Genomic DNA, 16,058 nt, shown 5'->3' with positions numbered 1-16,058 from the left:
TAATGAAAGCCTTCAATAAGCTGTCCGCTGTTTTGTTGCTCTCCGCCGGAGCATTTTGTCACCAGGCCTTTGCAGATAACGCTGTCTTCACCTCAATGGATGACCCTTCTACGGCAAAAAAACCGTTTGAAGGCACCGCGTCAGCCGGTTACCTGGCGCAGACTGGTAACACCACCAGCTCATCGCTGACCGCGTCAACCAGCATGACCTGGTATCAGACCTCAACGGCGTACAGCCTGTGGGGTAACGCCGCGAATACCTCATCCAACGATGAGCGCTCGTCGGAAACCTATAACATCGGTGGACGTAGCCGTTACAACCTCAACAGCGCTGACTACCTGTTCGGTCAGGCGAGCTGGCTGAGCGACCGCCTGAACGGTTATGATTCACGCGATGTCCTGACCGCCGGTTATGGTCGTCAGATCCTCAACGGTCCGGTGCACTCGCTGCGTGCTGAATTCGGTCCGGGTGTACGTTACGATGACTTCCACGATGGCGGCCACGAAACCAAAGCACTGGGCTACGGCGCGCTGAGCTATCAGTGGCAGCTGACTGACACCACCAAATTTATCCAGGGTGTGTCGGTGCTGAGCAGCTTTGGTGAAGACACCACGCTGAACTCCGAAACCGCACTGCAGGTGGCGATCAACGACCACTTCGCGCTGAAACTGGGCTACAACGTCACCTGGAATAACAATCCGCCAGAATCTGCGCCAGACCGTACCGACACCAAAACCACGGTCCAGCTCTCTTACGCGATGTAAACCAGAGCGCATTGTTACACCGTCGCCCGGCCTGTGCCGCGCGGCGGTTTTTTTTTGATCTCTCTTTGGCTTAGCGCATTTCTTCGCGGGTTTTGCTCACTGCGGAAAGCTGTTATCATCGTTGCCGCTTTACGCGCCTGGCGTCATTCCGACAGTGTGGGTCTGACATCGCGCCAGGTAAACCAAACAAAACTCAGTGTTGCATGTAGGCTTTCGTGTGGCTTACCACTGCAATTAAGGATATGAAATGCCAGTAATTACTCTTCCTGATGGCAGTCAGCGCGTATTTGACCGTCCGGTCAGCGTGATGGACATTGCGCTGGATATCGGTCCGGGTCTGGCGAAAGCCTGCATTGCCGGTCGCGTCAATGGCGAACTGGTGGATGCGGTTGATCCGATCACCAGCGATGCGCAGGTCGCTATCATCACCGCGAAAGATGAAGCCGGTCTGGAAATTATTCGTCACTCCTGTGCGCACCTGTTAGGGCATGCGATCAAACAGCTGTGGCCGAATACCAAAATGGCCATCGGTCCGGTTATCGATAACGGCTTCTATTATGATGTCGATCTCGACCATACGCTGACTCAGGAAGATCTTGAGCTGCTGGAAAAGCGCATGCACCAGCTGGCTGAGACCAATTACGACGTCGTGAAGAAGAAGGTGAGCTGGCAGGAAGCGCGTGACGTGTTTGCTGCGCGTGGCGAAAGCTACAAAACCACTATTCTCGACGAAAACATCAGCCATGACGATCGTCCTGGCCTGTATCATCATGAAGAATACATCGACATGTGCCGCGGTCCGCACGTGCCGAATATGCGTTTCTGCCATCATTTTAAACTGCAGAAAATCTCCGGAGCCTACTGGCGCGGCAACAGCGACAACAAAATGCTGCAGCGTATTTACGGTACGGCCTGGGCAGACAAGAAACAGCTGGCGGCGTATCTGCAGCGCCTGGAAGAGGCCGCGAAGCGCGATCACCGTAAAATCGGTAAGCAGCTCGATCTCTACCATATGCAGGAAGAAGCACCGGGTATGGTATTCTGGCACAATGACGGCTGGACCATCTTCCGCGAGCTGGAAGTGTTTGTGCGCACCAAGCTGAAAGAGTACGACTACCAGGAAGTGAAAGGTCCGTTCATGATGGACCGCGTGCTGTGGGAAAAAACCGGGCACTGGGATAACTACAAAGAAGCGATGTTCACCACCTCTTCAGAGAACCGTGAATACTGCATCAAACCGATGAACTGTCCGGGTCACGTGCAGATCTTTAACCAGGGTCTGAAATCGTACCGCGACCTGCCGCTGCGTATGGCGGAGTTCGGTAGCTGTCACCGTAACGAACCGTCAGGTGCGCTGCACGGTCTGATGCGCGTGCGCGGCTTTACCCAGGATGACGCCCACATCTTCTGTACTGAAGATCAGGTGCGTGATGAAGTGAACAGCTGCATCCGGATGGTCTATGACATGTACAGCACCTTCGGTTTTGAAAAAATCGTGGTGAAACTGTCGACGCGCCCTGAGAAGCGCATTGGCAGCGATGAGATGTGGGATCGTGCCGAAGTGGACCTCGCCGAAGCGCTGAAAGAGAACAACATTCCGTTCGAATATCAGCCGGGTGAAGGCGCCTTCTACGGCCCGAAAATTGAGTTTACGCTGCACGATTGTCTCGACCGCGCCTGGCAGTGCGGCACCGTTCAGCTAGACTTCTCCCTGCCGAAACGTCTGGACGCCACCTACGTGGGCGAAACCAACGATCGTCAGACGCCAGTGATGATTCACCGTGCGATTCTGGGTTCGATGGAGCGCTTTATCGGGATTCTGACCGAAGAGTTCGCCGGTTTCTTCCCGAGCTGGCTGGCGCCGGTACAGGCAGTGGTGATGAATATCACCGACGGCCAGGCAGAATATGTCAGTGAATTGACGAAGAAATTGCAGAATGCTGGCATTCGTGTCAAAGCAGACTTGAGAAACGAGAAGATAGGCTTTAAAATCCGCGAGCACACATTACGTCGCGTCCCTTACATGCTGGTCTGCGGTGAGAAAGAGGTGGAAGCAGGCAAGGTTGCCGTGCGCACCCGCCGTGGTAAAGACCTCGGGAGCATGGACGTAGATGTGTTTGTTGAGAAGCTGCAACAAGAGATTCGCAGCCGACATCTTCACCAATTAGAGGAATAAGGTTATTAAAGGCGGAAAACGAGTACAACCGACGCGTCCGAACCGTATCAACGGCGAAATCCGTGCCACCGAAGTGCGCTTAACTGGCGTAGACGGCGAGCAACTTGGCATTGTCTCACTGCGCGAAGCGATTGAGAAAGCAGAAGAAGCTGGCGTAGATTTAGTTGAAATTAGCCCGAACGCCGAACCGCCGGTTTGCCGCATTATGGATTACGGCAAGTTCCTTTATGAAAAGAGCAAATCTTCTAAGGAACAGAAGAAGAAGCAAAAAGTTATCCAGGTTAAGGAAATCAAATTCCGTCCTGGTACCGATGAAGGCGACTATCAGGTAAAACTCCGCAGCCTGATTCGTTTTCTGGAAGAGGGCGATAAAGCCAAAATTACGCTGCGTTTCCGTGGTCGTGAGATGGCGCACCAACAGATCGGTATGGAAGTGCTTAACCGCGTGAAAGAAGATCTGAATGAACTGGCAGTGGTCGAATCCTTCCCGACGAAGATCGAAGGCCGCCAGATGATTATGGTGCTCGCACCTAAGAAGAAACAGTAGGCTTTCAAGTAATAATGCCGCGTAGCGTTCGCGCTGCGCGGATTTTTATTCGCCTGTCTGGTTCATTTTATTAACAATGCGAAGTGGATATTTGTAAAAATGCCAAAGATTAAAACTGTACGTGGCGCCGCAAAGCGCTTCAAGAAGACCGCTTCTGGCGGCTTCAAGCGTAAGCACGCAAACCTGCGTCATATTCTGACTAAAAAGTCTACTAAGCGTAAACGTCACCTGCGTCCAAAAGGCATGGTGTCTAAAGGCGATCTGGGTCTGGTTGTTGCCTGCCTGCCGTACGCATAAGTTAACCCTTTTTTAATTCCCCGATAGATTTCGGGTTGCAGTCAGGCGGCAACGGAATGAATCCCTGCGCTTACATCAGTAAGTGACTGGGATGAATGAAGGCAGCCAACGCCACTGCGGCACGAAAGATGATGGGGAAATCACAGAATATGATATAGGAGAGCTCACATGGCTCGCGTAAAACGTGGTGTAATTGCTCGCGCACGTCACAAGAAAATCTTAAAACAAGCTAAAGGCTACTATGGTGCACGTTCACGTGTTTACCGCGTTGCCTTCCAGGCTGTTATCAAAGCTGGTCAGTATGCTTACCGCGACCGTCGTCAGCGTAAGCGTCAGTTCCGTCAGTTGTGGATCGCACGTATCAACGCTGCGGCGCGTCAGAACGGTATCTCTTACAGCCGTTTCATCAATGGCCTGAAAAAAGCGTCCATTGAAATCGACCGTAAAATCCTCGCTGACATCGCTGTATTCGACAAAGTGGCATTCACTGCACTGGTTGAAAAAGCAAAATCAGCTCTGGCGTAAGTCAGGTAAAAAAGGGAGCTTGCTCCCTTTTTTATTGCCTGCAACTCACGCAAATGATTGACATTTTAGCCGCAGGGCATTTCAATAGTGCGGTTTCTATCAAGACAAGGTAACGCAAGCATGCACGCTGCTATTTTCCGTTTCTTTTTTTACTTTAGCGCCTGATCGTCAGGGGCTTTTGCGCATAAGAAAAGAAACGAAAAATCGCGCTGAAAGCCTCCCTCGTGGAGGCTTTTTTGTTTCCGGCGACACTTAATCGGATCGCACGATCCCAACGAGAACTGACCAGCCCGGCTGGAAGAAGAGGAAATCATGTCCCAACTCGCAGACCTGGTGGCCCGTGCCACGGCCGCCATCGACGAGGCGTCGGATATCGCCGCCCTGGACGCCGTGCGCGTCGAATTTCTGGGTAAAAAAGGGCACCTGACGCTGCAAATGACCACCCTGCGTGAACTGCCGGCGGAAGAGCGGCCGGCGGCCGGTGCGGTCATCAACGACGCCAAACAGCAGGTACAGGACCGTCTCAACGCGCGTAAAGATACGCTGGAAAGCGCGGCGCTGAATGCCCGCCTGGCGGCTGAGACTATCGACGTGTCGCTGCCGGGACGCCGTATCGAGAACGGCGGTCTGCATCCGGTGACCCGCACCATCGATCGTATCGAAACCTTTTTCGGCGAGTTGGGTTTCGCGGTGGCGACCGGTCCGGAAATTGAAGACGATTATCACAACTTTGATGCGCTGAATATTCCGGGGCATCACCCGGCGCGCGCCGATCACGACACCTTCTGGTTCGATGCCACGCGCCTGCTGCGCACCCAGACTTCCGGCGTGCAGATCCGCACCATGAAAAATCAGCAGCCGCCGATTCGTATCATCGCGCCGGGCCGCGTTTACCGTAACGATTACGATCAGACGCACACCCCGATGTTCCATCAGATGGAAGGTCTGATTGTCGATAAAGACATCAGCTTCACCAATCTGAAAGGCACGCTGCATGACTTCCTGAACAACTTCTTCGAAGAGAACCTGCAGATTCGTTTCCGCCCGTCCTATTTCCCGTTCACCGAACCGTCAGCGGAAGTGGACGTGATGGGTAAAAACGGCAAATGGCTGGAAGTGCTGGGTTGCGGCATGGTGCATCCGAACGTACTGCGCAACGTCGGCATCGATCCGGAAATCTACTCCGGCTTCGCCTTCGGTATGGGCATGGAGCGTCTGACCATGCTGCGCTACGGTGTGACCGATCTGCGCGCCTTCTTCGAAAACGATTTACGTTTCCTCAAACAATTTAAATAAGGGCAGGTTATCCAATGAAATTCAGTGAACTCTGGTTACGCGAATGGGTAAATCCAGCCCTGGACAGCGCCGCGCTGTCTGAGCAAATCACCATGGCCGGTCTGGAAGTCGACGGCGTCGACCCGGTGGCAGGCGCGTTTCATGGCGTTGTGGTGGGTGAAGTGGTGGAGTGCGGCCAGCACCCGAACGCCGACAAGCTGCGCGTCACCAAAATCAACGTTGGTGGCGAACGCCTGCTGGATATCGTCTGCGGCGCGCCAAACTGCCGTCAGGGCCTGAAAGTGGCCGTGGCGACCGTTGGTGCCGTGCTGCCGGGCGATTTCAAAATCAAAGCGGCAAAACTGCGCGGTGAGCCGTCAGAAGGCATGCTGTGCTCATTCTCCGAGCTGGGTATTTCTGACGATCACAACGGTATTATCGAGCTGCCAGCCGATGCGCCGGTGGGCACTGATATTCGCCAGTACCTGCAGCTGGATGACAACACCATCGAAATCAGCGTGACGCCAAACCGTGCCGACTGCCTGGGTATCATCGGTATCGCGCGTGACGTGGCGGTGATTAATGGCCTGCCGCTGCAGGCGCCGGTCATCGAGCCGGTTAAAGCCACCATTAGCGACACCTTCCCGATTCGCGTTGACGCCACCGATGCCTGCCCACGTTACCTGGGCCGCGTGGTAAAAGGCGTAAACGTGAAAGCTGAAACGCCGCTGTGGATGCGCGAAAAACTGCGCCGCTGCGGTATCCGCTCGATCGATCCGGTGGTGGATATCACTAACTACGTGCTGCTGGAGCTCGGCCAGCCGATGCACGCCTTCGATCTCGACCGCATTGACGGCGGTATCGTGGTGCGCATGGCGAAAGAGGGGGAAACCCTGACGCTGCTCGACGGCAGCGAAGCGACCCTCCACAGCGATACGCTGGTGATTGCGGACCACCACAAAGCGCTGGCGATGGGTGGCATCTTCGGCGGTGAGCACTCCGGCGTCAACGAAGCGACGCAGAACGTACTGTTTGAGTGCGCGTTCTTCGATCCGCTGGCGATCACCGGTCGTGCGCGTCGTCATGGTCTGCATACCGATGCGTCCCACCGCTACGAGCGCGGTGTCGATCCGGCGCTGCAGCACAAGGCGCTGGAGCGCGCCACTCAGCTGCTGCTGGCGATTTGCGGCGGCGAAGCCGGCCCGGTTATCGATCAGACCGATGCCAGCAAACTGCCGGCGCGCGCCACCATTACGCTGCGCCGTGAGAAGCTGGACCGCCTGATTGGCCACGTCATTGCGGATGAGCAGGTGACCGATATCCTGACCCGTCTCGGCTGTGACGTCACCGTTGGCAACGGCGAATGGCAGGCCGTCGCCCCGAGCTGGCGCTTCGATATGGCCATCGAAGAAGACCTGGTCGAAGAAGTGGCGCGCGTATACGGCTACAACAACATTCCGGATGTGCCGGTGAAAGCCAGCCTGCTGATGACCCAGCACCGTGAAGCCGATCTGTCTCTGAAGCGTGCCAAAAACCTGCTGGTGGATAAAGGCTATCAGGAAGCGATTACCTACAGCTTTGTCGATCCGAAAGTGCAGCAGCTGTTGCATCCGGGCGAAGAAGCGCTGATTCTGCCCAGCCCGATTTCCAGCGATATGTCGGCAATGCGCCTGTCGCTGTGGACCGGTCTGCTCGGCGCCGTGGTGTATAACCAGAACCGTCAGCAGAGCCGTGTGCGCCTGTTTGAGAGCGGTTTACGCTTTGTGCCTGATACGCAGGCCGATCTCGGCATCCGTCAGGATCTTATGCTGGCGGGCGTGCTAAGCGGTAACCGCTACGAAGAGCACTGGGATCTGGCGCGCCAGACGGTTGACTTCTATGATTTGAAAGGCGATTTAGAGTCGCTGCTGGATTTGACCGGTAAACTCGACGCGATTTCGTTCCGTGCAGAAGCCAATCCGGCGCTGCATCCGGGACAGAGTGCTGGCATTTATTTAGCCGGCGAACGAATCGGATTTATCGGGGTGGTTCATCCGGAGCTGGAACGTAAGCTGGATCTTAACGGCCGCACCTTAGTGTTTGAACTGCTTTGGAATAAGGTCGCAGACCGCGTCCTGCCTGACGCGCGCGAGATCTCACGCTTCCCGGCAAACCGCCGTGACATCGCTGTGGTAGTGGCTGAAAATGTGCCCGCAGCAGATATCATCGCGGAGTGTAAGAAAGTTGGCGTAAATCAGGTAGTTGGCGTAAACTTGTTTGACGTGTACCGTGGTAAGGGCGTAAACGAGGGTGAAAAGAGCCTCGCGATTAGCCTGATTTTGCAGGATACCAGCCGGACACTCGAAGAAGAGGAGATTGCTGCGACCGTTGCCAAATGCGTTGCAGCATTAAAAGAGCGATTCCAGGCAACCTTGAGGGATTGAACCTATGGCGCTTACAAAAGCTGAAATGTCAGAGTACCTGTTTGAAAAACTCGGGTTGAGCAAACGCGATGCCAAAGAGTTGGTAGAGCTTTTTTTCGAAGAAGTTCGCCGCGCGTTGGAAAACGGAGAACAGGTAAAACTGTCCGGATTTGGTAATTTTGATCTGCGTGACAAAAACCAGCGTCCGGGCCGTAACCCGAAGACGGGGGAAGATATTCCAATCACCGCCCGCCGCGTGGTGACATTCCGTCCGGGGCAGAAGTTGAAAAGTCGCGTGGAGAACGCGTCACCCAAGGATGCTGACTGATTTCAGTATGACAAAAAGGCCGCTCAGCGGCCTTTTTTATGCGCGCAATCCCGGCAGCACGCTGCAGGCGCGGCTTTCTTTTTAGCGTAATCTCTCTACAATCAAATCTCTGTTTTCTCAGCCAATCTTACTTATGACTCTGCTGGATCAGCTGGCCCAACAGGCCGACCGTCGCAGCCGGCGCTGGCTCGGCGCGCTTACTGCCGCAGTGCTGCTGCTGCTGGTGCTCAGTCTGTGCACGGGCGACAGCTGGATTTCTCCGCTGCAATGGTTTTCTGCCAGCGGCGATCTGTTCGTCTGGCAGCTTCGCCTGCCGCGCACCCTGGCGGTGCTGCTGGTGGGCGCGGCGCTGGCAGTCTGCGGCGTGGTGATGCAGGCGCTGTTCAACAATCCGCTGGCGGAGCCCGGGCTGCTGGGCGTATCGAACGGTGCCGGCATTGGCCTGGTGCTGGCGGTGCTGCTGGGTAACGGCGCACTGTGGAGCCTGGCTCTGGCAGCGATGGCGGGCGCGCTGCTGATCACGCTGATCCTGCTGCATTTTGCCCATCGTCAGCTGTCGGCCAGCCGTCTGCTGCTGACCGGCGTGGCGCTCGGCATTATCTGTAGCGCCATCATGACGTGGGCGGTGTACTTTAGCACCAGCCTCGATCTGCGCCAGCTGATGTATTGGATGATGGGGGGATTTAGCGGCATCGACTGGCGCTACGGCTGGATGATGCTGGCCCTGCTGCCGGTAACGCTGGCGCTGCTGGCCAGCGCCCGGACGCTTAATCTGCTGGCGCTGGGGGAGGTGTCGGCGCGGCAGCTCGGCCTGCCACTGCTGCTGTGGCGCAATCTGCTGGTGCTGGCGATGGGCTGGCTGGTGGGCGTCAGCGTGGCGATGGCCGGTGCGATTGGATTTGTCGGACTGGTTATCCCCCATCTGCTGCGCCTCAGCGGCCTGAGCGATCATCGCTACCTGCTGCCGGCCGCGGCGCTGGCGGGCGCGGCGGTACTGCTGGCGGCGGACATTCTGGCACGGCTGGTGCTCACCTCGGCCGAGCTGCCAATTGGGGTGGTCACTGCCACGCTCGGCGCGCCACTGTTTATCATGTTATTAGTGAAGTCTTCGCGCTAGCTGCGGCTGGCACAGTGCAATCAACAACGGGAATCGACGATGAGCCTTTATCAGACAGAACTGGTTACGCTGGACGGTGAAAAAACCACGCTGGCACAGTATCAGGGCAAGGTGCTGCTGGTGGTTAACGTAGCATCAAAATGCGGCCTGACGCCGCAGTATGAACAGCTGGAGTCGCTGCAGAAGGCCTGGCAGGACAAAGATTTCAGCGTGCTGGGCTTCCCCTGCAATCAGTTTCTTGAGCAGGAACCGGGCAGCAATGAAGAGATCAAAACCTTCTGCAGCACCACGTACGGCGTAACCTTCCCGCTGTTCGACAAAACGGACGTTAACGGCGAGCAGCGTCATCCGCTGTACCGTCAGCTGGTCGCCGCGCAGCCGGAAGCCGAACGCCCGGCAGGCAGCGGTTTCCTTGAGCGCATGGAGAGCAAAGGCCGCGCGCCAAAAGCGCCGGGCGATATCCTGTGGAATTTCGAAAAATTCCTCATCAATAAACAGGGTGAGGTGATCGCGCGCTTCTCGCCGGACATGACGCCGGACGATCCGATCATTCTGAAGCGCATTGAGCAGGCGCTGGCGGCGTAATGCTGCTGCAGTGCCACGACCTGCGCGTGCCCGGACGGCTGAGCGCGGGGGAGCTGACACTCTGCCGCGGTGAGCGCGTGCACGTGGTCGGCCCTAACGGCGCCGGCAAGAGCACGCTGCTGACCGCGCTCGCTGGCCTGCTCGACGCCGAAGGGCAGCTGACGCTGGCCGGCCAGCCGCTGCGAAGCTGGTCGGGTGCCGCACTGGCACAGCAGCGCGCCTGGCTCCCGCAGCAGCAGCCGGCGCCTGCGGCGCTGCCGGTGTGGCACTATCTGCGGCTGCACAGCCCGCCGGGCGGCGATAACGCGCAGGCGACGCTCACTGACCTGCTGCAGCAGCTTGGCTTGCAGGATAAGCTGACGCGTCCGCTGGCGCAGCTTTCCGGCGGTGAGTGGCAGCGGGTGCGCCTGGCGGCGGTGGTGCTGCAGATCCATCCGGCAATTAATCCGCGCGGTGCGTTACTGATTCTGGATGAGCCGCTCACCGCGCTTGACATCGCACAGCAGCGCGCGGTGGATAAGCTGCTGTTGCAGCTCAGCGAGGCCGGCATCGCCATTGTCGCCAGCGGACACGATCTCAACCACAGCCTGCGCCATGCCGATCGCGTCTGGCTGATGCATCAGGGCCGCGTAGTCAGTCAGGGCAGGGCGCGCGAGGTGCTGACCGCCGAGCGACTGGCACCGCTTTATCAGGCCGAATTCGTGCAGCTGGAGACGCCACAGGGGCCGCTGCTTTATCTTCCCTGACTTGCGCGCCGCGCCGCTTTGTCGCTACAGTGTCAGCCGGACGACGTTTTTAAGGACTATTCTGATGCGGCTGACCCTGTTTCTCCTCGTGTTGCTGCTGGCGGGCTGTAGCCATCATGCGCCGCCGCCCAATGGCCGTCTGTCTGACTCCATCACCGTGATTGCGCAACTTAACGATCAGCTCAGCCGCTGGCGCGGTACACCTTATCGCTATGGCGGGTTAAGCCGCGGTGGCGTGGATTGCTCGGGTTTTGTCTACCTGACCTTTCGTGACCGCTTTGACCTGCAGCTGCCGCGCTCAACGATTGATCAGACCGATATTGGCACGCGCATCGATAAAAGCGATCTGCTGCCCGGCGACCTGGTATTTTTCAAAACCGGCAGCGGCGAAAATGGCCTTCACGTCGGCATCTATGACACCGACAATACCTTCATTCACGCCTCTACCAGCCAGGGCGTGATCCGCTCCTCGCTGGATAATGTTTACTGGCGCAAAGTATTCTGGCAGGCGCGTCGCATCTAATCCGCTTAACCCATTAGTGTTAAAAAAAGGCGTAATAATCAGATGGGTTTTGATCCGATTTATTTGTTTTTTTCCGCCAGATATAACTCTCATTTAAAATGGCACTTTACCGCAATCGGGTTTGCGACTAAAAATAGACGTCAGTGAATTTAATCAGTATGGACATTAACCTGGATCATTTGGCTTAAGTATTATTTGATGCAGAAAAGTCGGTAATTAGACAGAAAACGGCGTCTCTTCTAACGTTTGGTCCTATTGCCTGACCGTTTTCATTGATATACGATGCGCCAATTGCCACTGCATCTGGCTGTAAAAAATGAAAGTCCATTTATCTGCCGACTATCAGTCGGAAACCTGGTTTTATCCTGCCTATTCCCTGGCGGGCCAGCTGACTGCGGTTGAGCTGGTCACCCAGTTTGTTCATGACAGTGCGCCGATTACGCTGCCGCAGGACTTGCTGTTGCCGCAGCTTGACGATGCCCAGCAATTACGTTTGCTGCAGAGCCAGTTAGTGCTGCTGGAAAAGTACCGTGACTTTTTTGAGTTACATCAAATTATCGCGCTGGTTCGTATTGATGAATCTATGGCCACGACGCTATTGGCCAGTGAGTTTCTCTTAAGGAAATTTAAACAACTTCCCTTTATTGTTTTGGATATCAGTGAAACGTTTCCGCAATTATCGGCTGGCAAAAAGCAGCCGCTGTTAGCACGCCTGCAACAGGAATTTCGCTTATCGCTTTCTCAATTTGGGGCAGGAAAAGCACCGGCTACGGCAGTATACGAAAATCTGTTTAGCGTGTTAAAAATGGACAAAGCGTTTATTCATGCGCTGGCGAAACGTGCCTCATTTACGCCATTTATTCAGACTGTTATCGATAATTTTTCCGCTTACGCCCCGCAAATAATTATTTGTGGCGTTGACGATAATGCCCTGCTGGAGAAAGTCAGTTCCCTGAGCGGCGCACAGCTGCAGGGCAGTCTGTTCCCGGTGGTTAAAGCGGAACGGTTAAGCGATCTCATCTATCCGCACGTCACGCTCACCACGCCTTCACAGCAGTAACCTTTCATCTGTCTTCTCCGTCACCCCGACGGTAGACTACGCTTTATCTTTAAACGCAATGCGGGTGGCGCACCGTTGCGCACCTTCCGGAGTGTCGATGCAATTTATTAATAGCTGGCAGCAGACGTTGCCGGGATTCTACACCGCGCTGGACCCAACGCCGCTTGCCGGCGGGCGGCTGTGTTATCACAATGCCGCGCTGGCGCAGGAGATGGGCCTGGATGCCGCGCTGTTTGCTGGCAAAGGCCACGGCGTGTGGTATGGCGCAGCGTTACTTCCCGGCATGTCGCCGCTGGCGCAGGTCTACAGCGGGCACCAGTTTGGCGTGTGGGCCGGTCAATTGGGCGACGGACGCGGTCTGCTGCTGGGCGAACAGCAACTGGCCGACGGCCGCAAACTTGACTGGCATCTGAAAGGCGCGGGCCTGACCCCCTATTCACGCATGGGCGATGGCCGCGCGGTGATCCGTTCCAGCGTGCGCGAGTTTCTCGCCTCGGAAGCGCTGCACCATCTTGGCATCCCGACCACGCGCGCGCTGGCGCTGGCCATTGGCGACGAACCGGTCCAGCGTGAAACCCGCGAGCGCGGCGCGATGCTGATGCGCATCGCCGACAGCCATCTGCGCTTTGGTCACTTCGAGCATTTCTATTACGGCGGCGAGCCGGAGAAAGTGCGCCAGCTGGCGGACTACGCGATTCATCATCACTGGCCGCAGCTGGAGCAGGAGGCCGATCGCTACCTGTTGTGGTTTACCGATATCGTCAAACGCACCGCCAGCCTGATTGCCCAGTGGCAGAGCGTCGGCTTCGCGCATGGCGTGATGAACACCGATAATATGTCGATCCTCGGCCTGACGCTCGATTACGGGCCTTACGGTTTCCTTGATGACTACGATGCGGATTTCATCTGTAATCACAGCGATTATCAGGGGCGCTACGCCTTCAGCAACCAGCCGATGATCGGCTTGTGGAATCTCAACCGCCTGGCGCATGCGCTGTCCGGTTTGCTGAGCACTGAGCAGTTGAAACAGGCGCTCAGCCATTACGAGAACGAGCTGATGCGGGTGTGGGGCGAAAAAATGCGCGCGAAGCTCGGGTTGCTGACCGCCGATGCGGGGGATAACGCCATCCTCACTGACCTGCTGGCGCTGATGACCGCAGAGCACAGCGATTACACCCTGACGTTCCGCCTGCTGAGCGAGACGCAGCAGGCAGAGACGCGTTCACCGCTGCGCGATGAGTTTATCGACCGTGACGCCTTTGACCGCTGGTATCACGGCTATCGTCAGCGCCTGCTGCAGGATGGCGTCAGCGATGCGCAGCGTCAGGCAGTCATGAAAGCGGCTAACCCGGCGCTGGTGTTGCGCAACTATCTGGCCCAGCAGGTGATCGATGAGGTTGAGCAGGGGGAAACGGCGGCGCTGGCCAGATTACATCTGGCGCTGCAGCAGCCGTTTAACGAGGCGGCCATCAGCCCGGAACTGCGCCAGCGGCCGCCGGAGTGGGGAAAAACGCTGGAGGTAAGCTGCTCCAGCTAGCAGGCATCAGAAGCGGCTGTCCACGGCAGCCGCCAGCAGCGCCAGCACCTCCGCGCTGTCATCCCAGCCGAGGCACGGATCGGTAATCGACTGGCCGTAGGTCAGCGGCTGGCCGCTCACCACTTTCTGATTACCCTCCTGCAGGAAACTCTCAATCATCACTCCCGCCACTGCCCGCGAACCGGCACGGATCTGCGCCGCCACGTCCTGCGCCACATCGCGCTGGCGGCGATGCTGCTTCAGGCAGTTGCCATGGCTGAAGTCGATCACCAGCTGTTCCGGCAGGTTGAAGTCGCGCAGGTTGGCGGCCGCAGCGGCGACATCTTCAGCGTGGTAGTTCGGCTGACGCCCGCCGCGCAGGATCACGTGACCGTGCGGATTGCCGCTGGTCTGATAAATCGTCATCTGCCCGGTTTTGTCGGGTGACAGGAACATATGGCTGACACGCGCGGCGCGAATCGCATCAACCGCGATCTGCACGTTGCCGTCGGTGCCATTCTTGAAGCCCACCGGGCAGGAGAGCGCCGAGGCCATTTCACGGTGAATCTGGCTCTCGGTGGTGCGCGCGCCAATCGCGCCCCAGCTGATCAGGTCGGCAATAAACTGGCCGATCACCATATCGAGAAATTCCGTGGCGGTTGGCATGCCGATGGCGTTGATATCCAGCAGCAGCTGGCGCGCGATAGCGATGCCGCGGTTGACGTCGAAGCTGCCATCGAGATCCGGATCGGAAATCAGACCCTTCCAGCCGACCACGGTGCGCGGCTTCTCAAAGTAGGCGCGCATCACAATTTCCAGCCGGTCCTTGTGCTGTTCACGCAGCAGACTGAGACGCTCTGCGTACTCCAGTGCGGCCTTTGGGTCGTGCAGCGAGCAGGGGCCGATAATCACCAGCAGGCGTGGATCTTCACCGGTCAGGATGCGCGCGATGCGCTGACGCGCGGCGGTAACGTTAGCGGCAATCGCCGCCGAAATGGGGTGTTGTTGCGCCAGCGCGGCCGGCGTCAGCAGCGTGCCGATGCGCGCGGTGCGCAGTTCATCAGTTTTGTTCATTGGGATTCTCAAAAATCTGTTCTTCGCAGCGGTGAAATACCGGGAAGTGATGATGATCACAATAAACCATTAGCCCGTGAATTCAACCAGCTAAATCAAAAGGCTATTCATTACTGACGGCAGCCAGGCTTTACAACCTGGCAGGTGAGGTCAGTACATGCTGCGGCGCAGGCCCATGATGTCGAGGATTTTGGTGGCGATCTCTTCGACAGAGTAATTGGTGCTGTTGAGATAGCGAATCTGATGGGTGCGGAACAGCGCTTCCACTTCACCGACCTCCAGCCGGCACTGACGCATCGACGCATAGCGGGTATTTTCAGCGCGCTCCTGACGAATCGCCGCCAGCCGTTCCGGATCGATGGTCAGGCCAAACAGCTTGTGCTGATGGGCGCGCAGCGCAGGCGGCAGCTTTAGGTTATCCAAGTCATCAGCGATGAACGGATAGTTAGCCGCGCGGACGCCAAACTGCATCGCCAGATACAGACTGGTCGGGGTTTTGCCGCAGCGCGATACCCCCAGCAGAATCACCTGCGCATCTTCCAGCCCGCGCAGCGAAATACCGTCATCGTGCGCCAGGGTGTAATCAATCGCGGCGATACGGGCATCGTATTTGCCTAAGTTACTGGCGGTCAGGCCGTGGGTACGGTGCGCCACCGGCATGGAGGCTACGCCCAGTTCGCTCTGCAGCGGTGCCACCAGCGCCTGCACGATGTCCTGGCAGAAACCTTCGCTCTCCAGAATGATGTCGCGCACCTCTGGTGTGACAATCGAGAAAAACACCAGCGGGCGCACGCCGCTCTGCTGGTAGAGCGCATTGATCTGGGCTTTCACCGCCTGGGCGCGCTGCACATTCTCCACGAACGGCAGCGTCACGCTGTTGGTATTCACCGGAAACTGTGACAGCACCGCGTGGCCCAGCACTTCCGCGGTGATGGCGGTGCCGTCAGAGATATAAAATACGCTGCGTTCAGTGCTCATGGTTGACCTCAAGCTTTTGTTTACTTTTGCGTAACATTATCACCTAAAATATTTCATTTTCACTAAGGGTAAAATGAAATATCCATATCTGGCCGGCGAATAATCTATTTTTACGCTGCGCTGATTACCCATCATAGATGAAAAG

17 protein-coding genes and 1 other annotated feature are annotated in these 16,058 nt (G+C 56.9%); of the genes, 15 read left to right on the top strand and 2 right to left on the bottom strand.

Annotated features, from left to right (window positions below):
* The first annotated feature begins 2 nt into the window (after positions 1–2).
* The 15 genes from C1N60_RS11390 to C1N60_RS11320 all read left to right on the top strand — a co-directional run bounded on the left by C1N60_RS11390 (position 3) and on the right by C1N60_RS11320 (position 13,882).
* Positions 3–764, top strand: coding sequence for a DUF481 domain-containing protein (locus C1N60_RS11390; RefSeq protein ID WP_031279185.1), 762 nt, complete (start codon positions 3–5; stop codon positions 762–764).
* Positions 765–1,011: 247 nt separating this feature from the next.
* Positions 1,012–2,940 carry a threonine--tRNA ligase gene (gene thrS, locus C1N60_RS11385; protein WP_021506250.1) on the top strand — a complete coding sequence of 643 codons (1,929 nt, stop codon included), beginning with the start codon at positions 1,012–1,014 and terminating at the stop codon, positions 2,938–2,940.
* Positions 2,941–2,944: 4 nt separating this feature from the next.
* Entirely contained in the window at positions 2,945–3,487 is a 543-nt protein-coding gene (gene infC / locus C1N60_RS11380) for a translation initiation factor IF-3 (protein WP_058757673.1), read from the top strand.
* 99 nt (positions 3,488–3,586) lie between these two features.
* The gene (gene rpmI / locus C1N60_RS11375) at positions 3,587–3,784 is read left to right on the top strand and encodes a 50S ribosomal protein L35 (protein ID WP_006118955.1); all 198 of its coding nucleotides are present in this window, start codon (positions 3,587–3,589) and stop codon (positions 3,782–3,784) included.
* 168 nt (positions 3,785–3,952) lie between these two features.
* Entirely contained in the window at positions 3,953–4,309 is a 357-nt protein-coding gene (gene rplT, locus C1N60_RS11370) for a 50S ribosomal protein L20 (protein WP_010616241.1), read from the top strand.
* Positions 4,310–4,424: 115 nt separating this feature from the next.
* Positions 4,425–4,550 (top strand) — a sequence feature (Phe leader region).
* Positions 4,430–4,474 (top strand): pheST operon leader peptide PheM, encoded by a 45-nt coding sequence (gene pheM / locus C1N60_RS11365; protein WP_121626058.1) that lies wholly within the window; start codon positions 4,430–4,432, stop codon positions 4,472–4,474. Its footprint overlaps the feature before it by 45 nt.
* Positions 4,551–4,621: 71 nt before the next feature.
* On the top strand, positions 4,622–5,605 hold the full coding sequence (gene pheS / locus C1N60_RS11360; RefSeq protein ID WP_021506248.1) for a phenylalanine--tRNA ligase subunit alpha: 984 nt from the start codon (positions 4,622–4,624) through the stop codon (positions 5,603–5,605).
* Positions 5,606–5,619: 14 nt separating this feature from the next.
* Positions 5,620–8,007 carry a phenylalanine--tRNA ligase subunit beta gene (gene pheT / locus C1N60_RS11355; RefSeq protein ID WP_394520859.1) on the top strand — a complete coding sequence of 796 codons (2,388 nt, stop codon included), beginning with the start codon at positions 5,620–5,622 and terminating at the stop codon, positions 8,005–8,007.
* 4 nt (positions 8,008–8,011) lie between these two features.
* Positions 8,012–8,314, top strand: a complete 303-nt coding sequence (ihfA, locus tag C1N60_RS11350) for an integration host factor subunit alpha (protein WP_021506246.1) — start codon at positions 8,012–8,014, stop codon at positions 8,312–8,314.
* 133 nt (positions 8,315–8,447) lie between these two features.
* Positions 8,448–9,431, top strand: coding sequence for a vitamin B12 ABC transporter permease BtuC (gene btuC / locus C1N60_RS11345; RefSeq protein ID WP_021506244.1), 984 nt, complete (start codon positions 8,448–8,450; stop codon positions 9,429–9,431).
* Positions 9,432–9,470: 39 nt separating this feature from the next.
* Complete coding sequence (locus tag C1N60_RS11340) at positions 9,471–10,016, top strand: glutathione peroxidase (RefSeq protein ID WP_021506243.1); 546 nt, start codon at positions 9,471–9,473, stop codon at positions 10,014–10,016.
* Entirely contained in the window at positions 10,016–10,762 is a 747-nt protein-coding gene (gene btuD, locus C1N60_RS11335; protein WP_394516652.1) for a vitamin B12 ABC transporter ATP-binding protein BtuD, read from the top strand. The genes C1N60_RS11340 and btuD overlap by 1 nt, the downstream gene beginning before the upstream one ends.
* A 64-nt stretch (positions 10,763–10,826) precedes the next feature.
* Entirely contained in the window at positions 10,827–11,285 is a 459-nt protein-coding gene (locus C1N60_RS11330; protein WP_021506241.1) for an NlpC/P60 family protein, read from the top strand.
* Positions 11,286–11,601: 316 nt separating this feature from the next.
* Positions 11,602–12,345 carry an EAL domain-containing protein gene (locus tag C1N60_RS11325; RefSeq protein WP_021506240.1) on the top strand — a complete coding sequence of 248 codons (744 nt, stop codon included), beginning with the start codon at positions 11,602–11,604 and terminating at the stop codon, positions 12,343–12,345.
* 97 nt (positions 12,346–12,442) lie between these two features.
* Complete coding sequence (locus C1N60_RS11320; RefSeq protein ID WP_166718737.1) at positions 12,443–13,882, top strand: protein adenylyltransferase SelO; 1,440 nt, start codon at positions 12,443–12,445, stop codon at positions 13,880–13,882.
* A gap of 6 nt (positions 13,883–13,888) precedes the next feature.
* Here the strand turns inward: C1N60_RS11320 and C1N60_RS11315 are convergent, their stop codons facing one another.
* On the bottom strand, positions 13,889–14,935 hold the full coding sequence (locus C1N60_RS11315; protein ID WP_058780654.1) for a 3-deoxy-7-phosphoheptulonate synthase: 1,047 nt from the start codon (positions 14,933–14,935) through the stop codon (positions 13,889–13,891).
* 150 nt (positions 14,936–15,085) lie between these two features.
* Positions 15,086–15,913, bottom strand: coding sequence for a posphoenolpyruvate synthetase regulatory kinase/phosphorylase PpsR (locus tag C1N60_RS11310; protein WP_394520858.1), 828 nt, complete (start codon positions 15,911–15,913; stop codon positions 15,086–15,088).
* Between the last annotated feature and the right edge of the window lie 145 nt (positions 15,914–16,058).

The sequence above is a fragment of the Pantoea sp. SGAir0184 genome (genome assembly GCF_043544755.1).
This window is presented reverse-complemented; position numbering and strand designations above follow the sequence as displayed.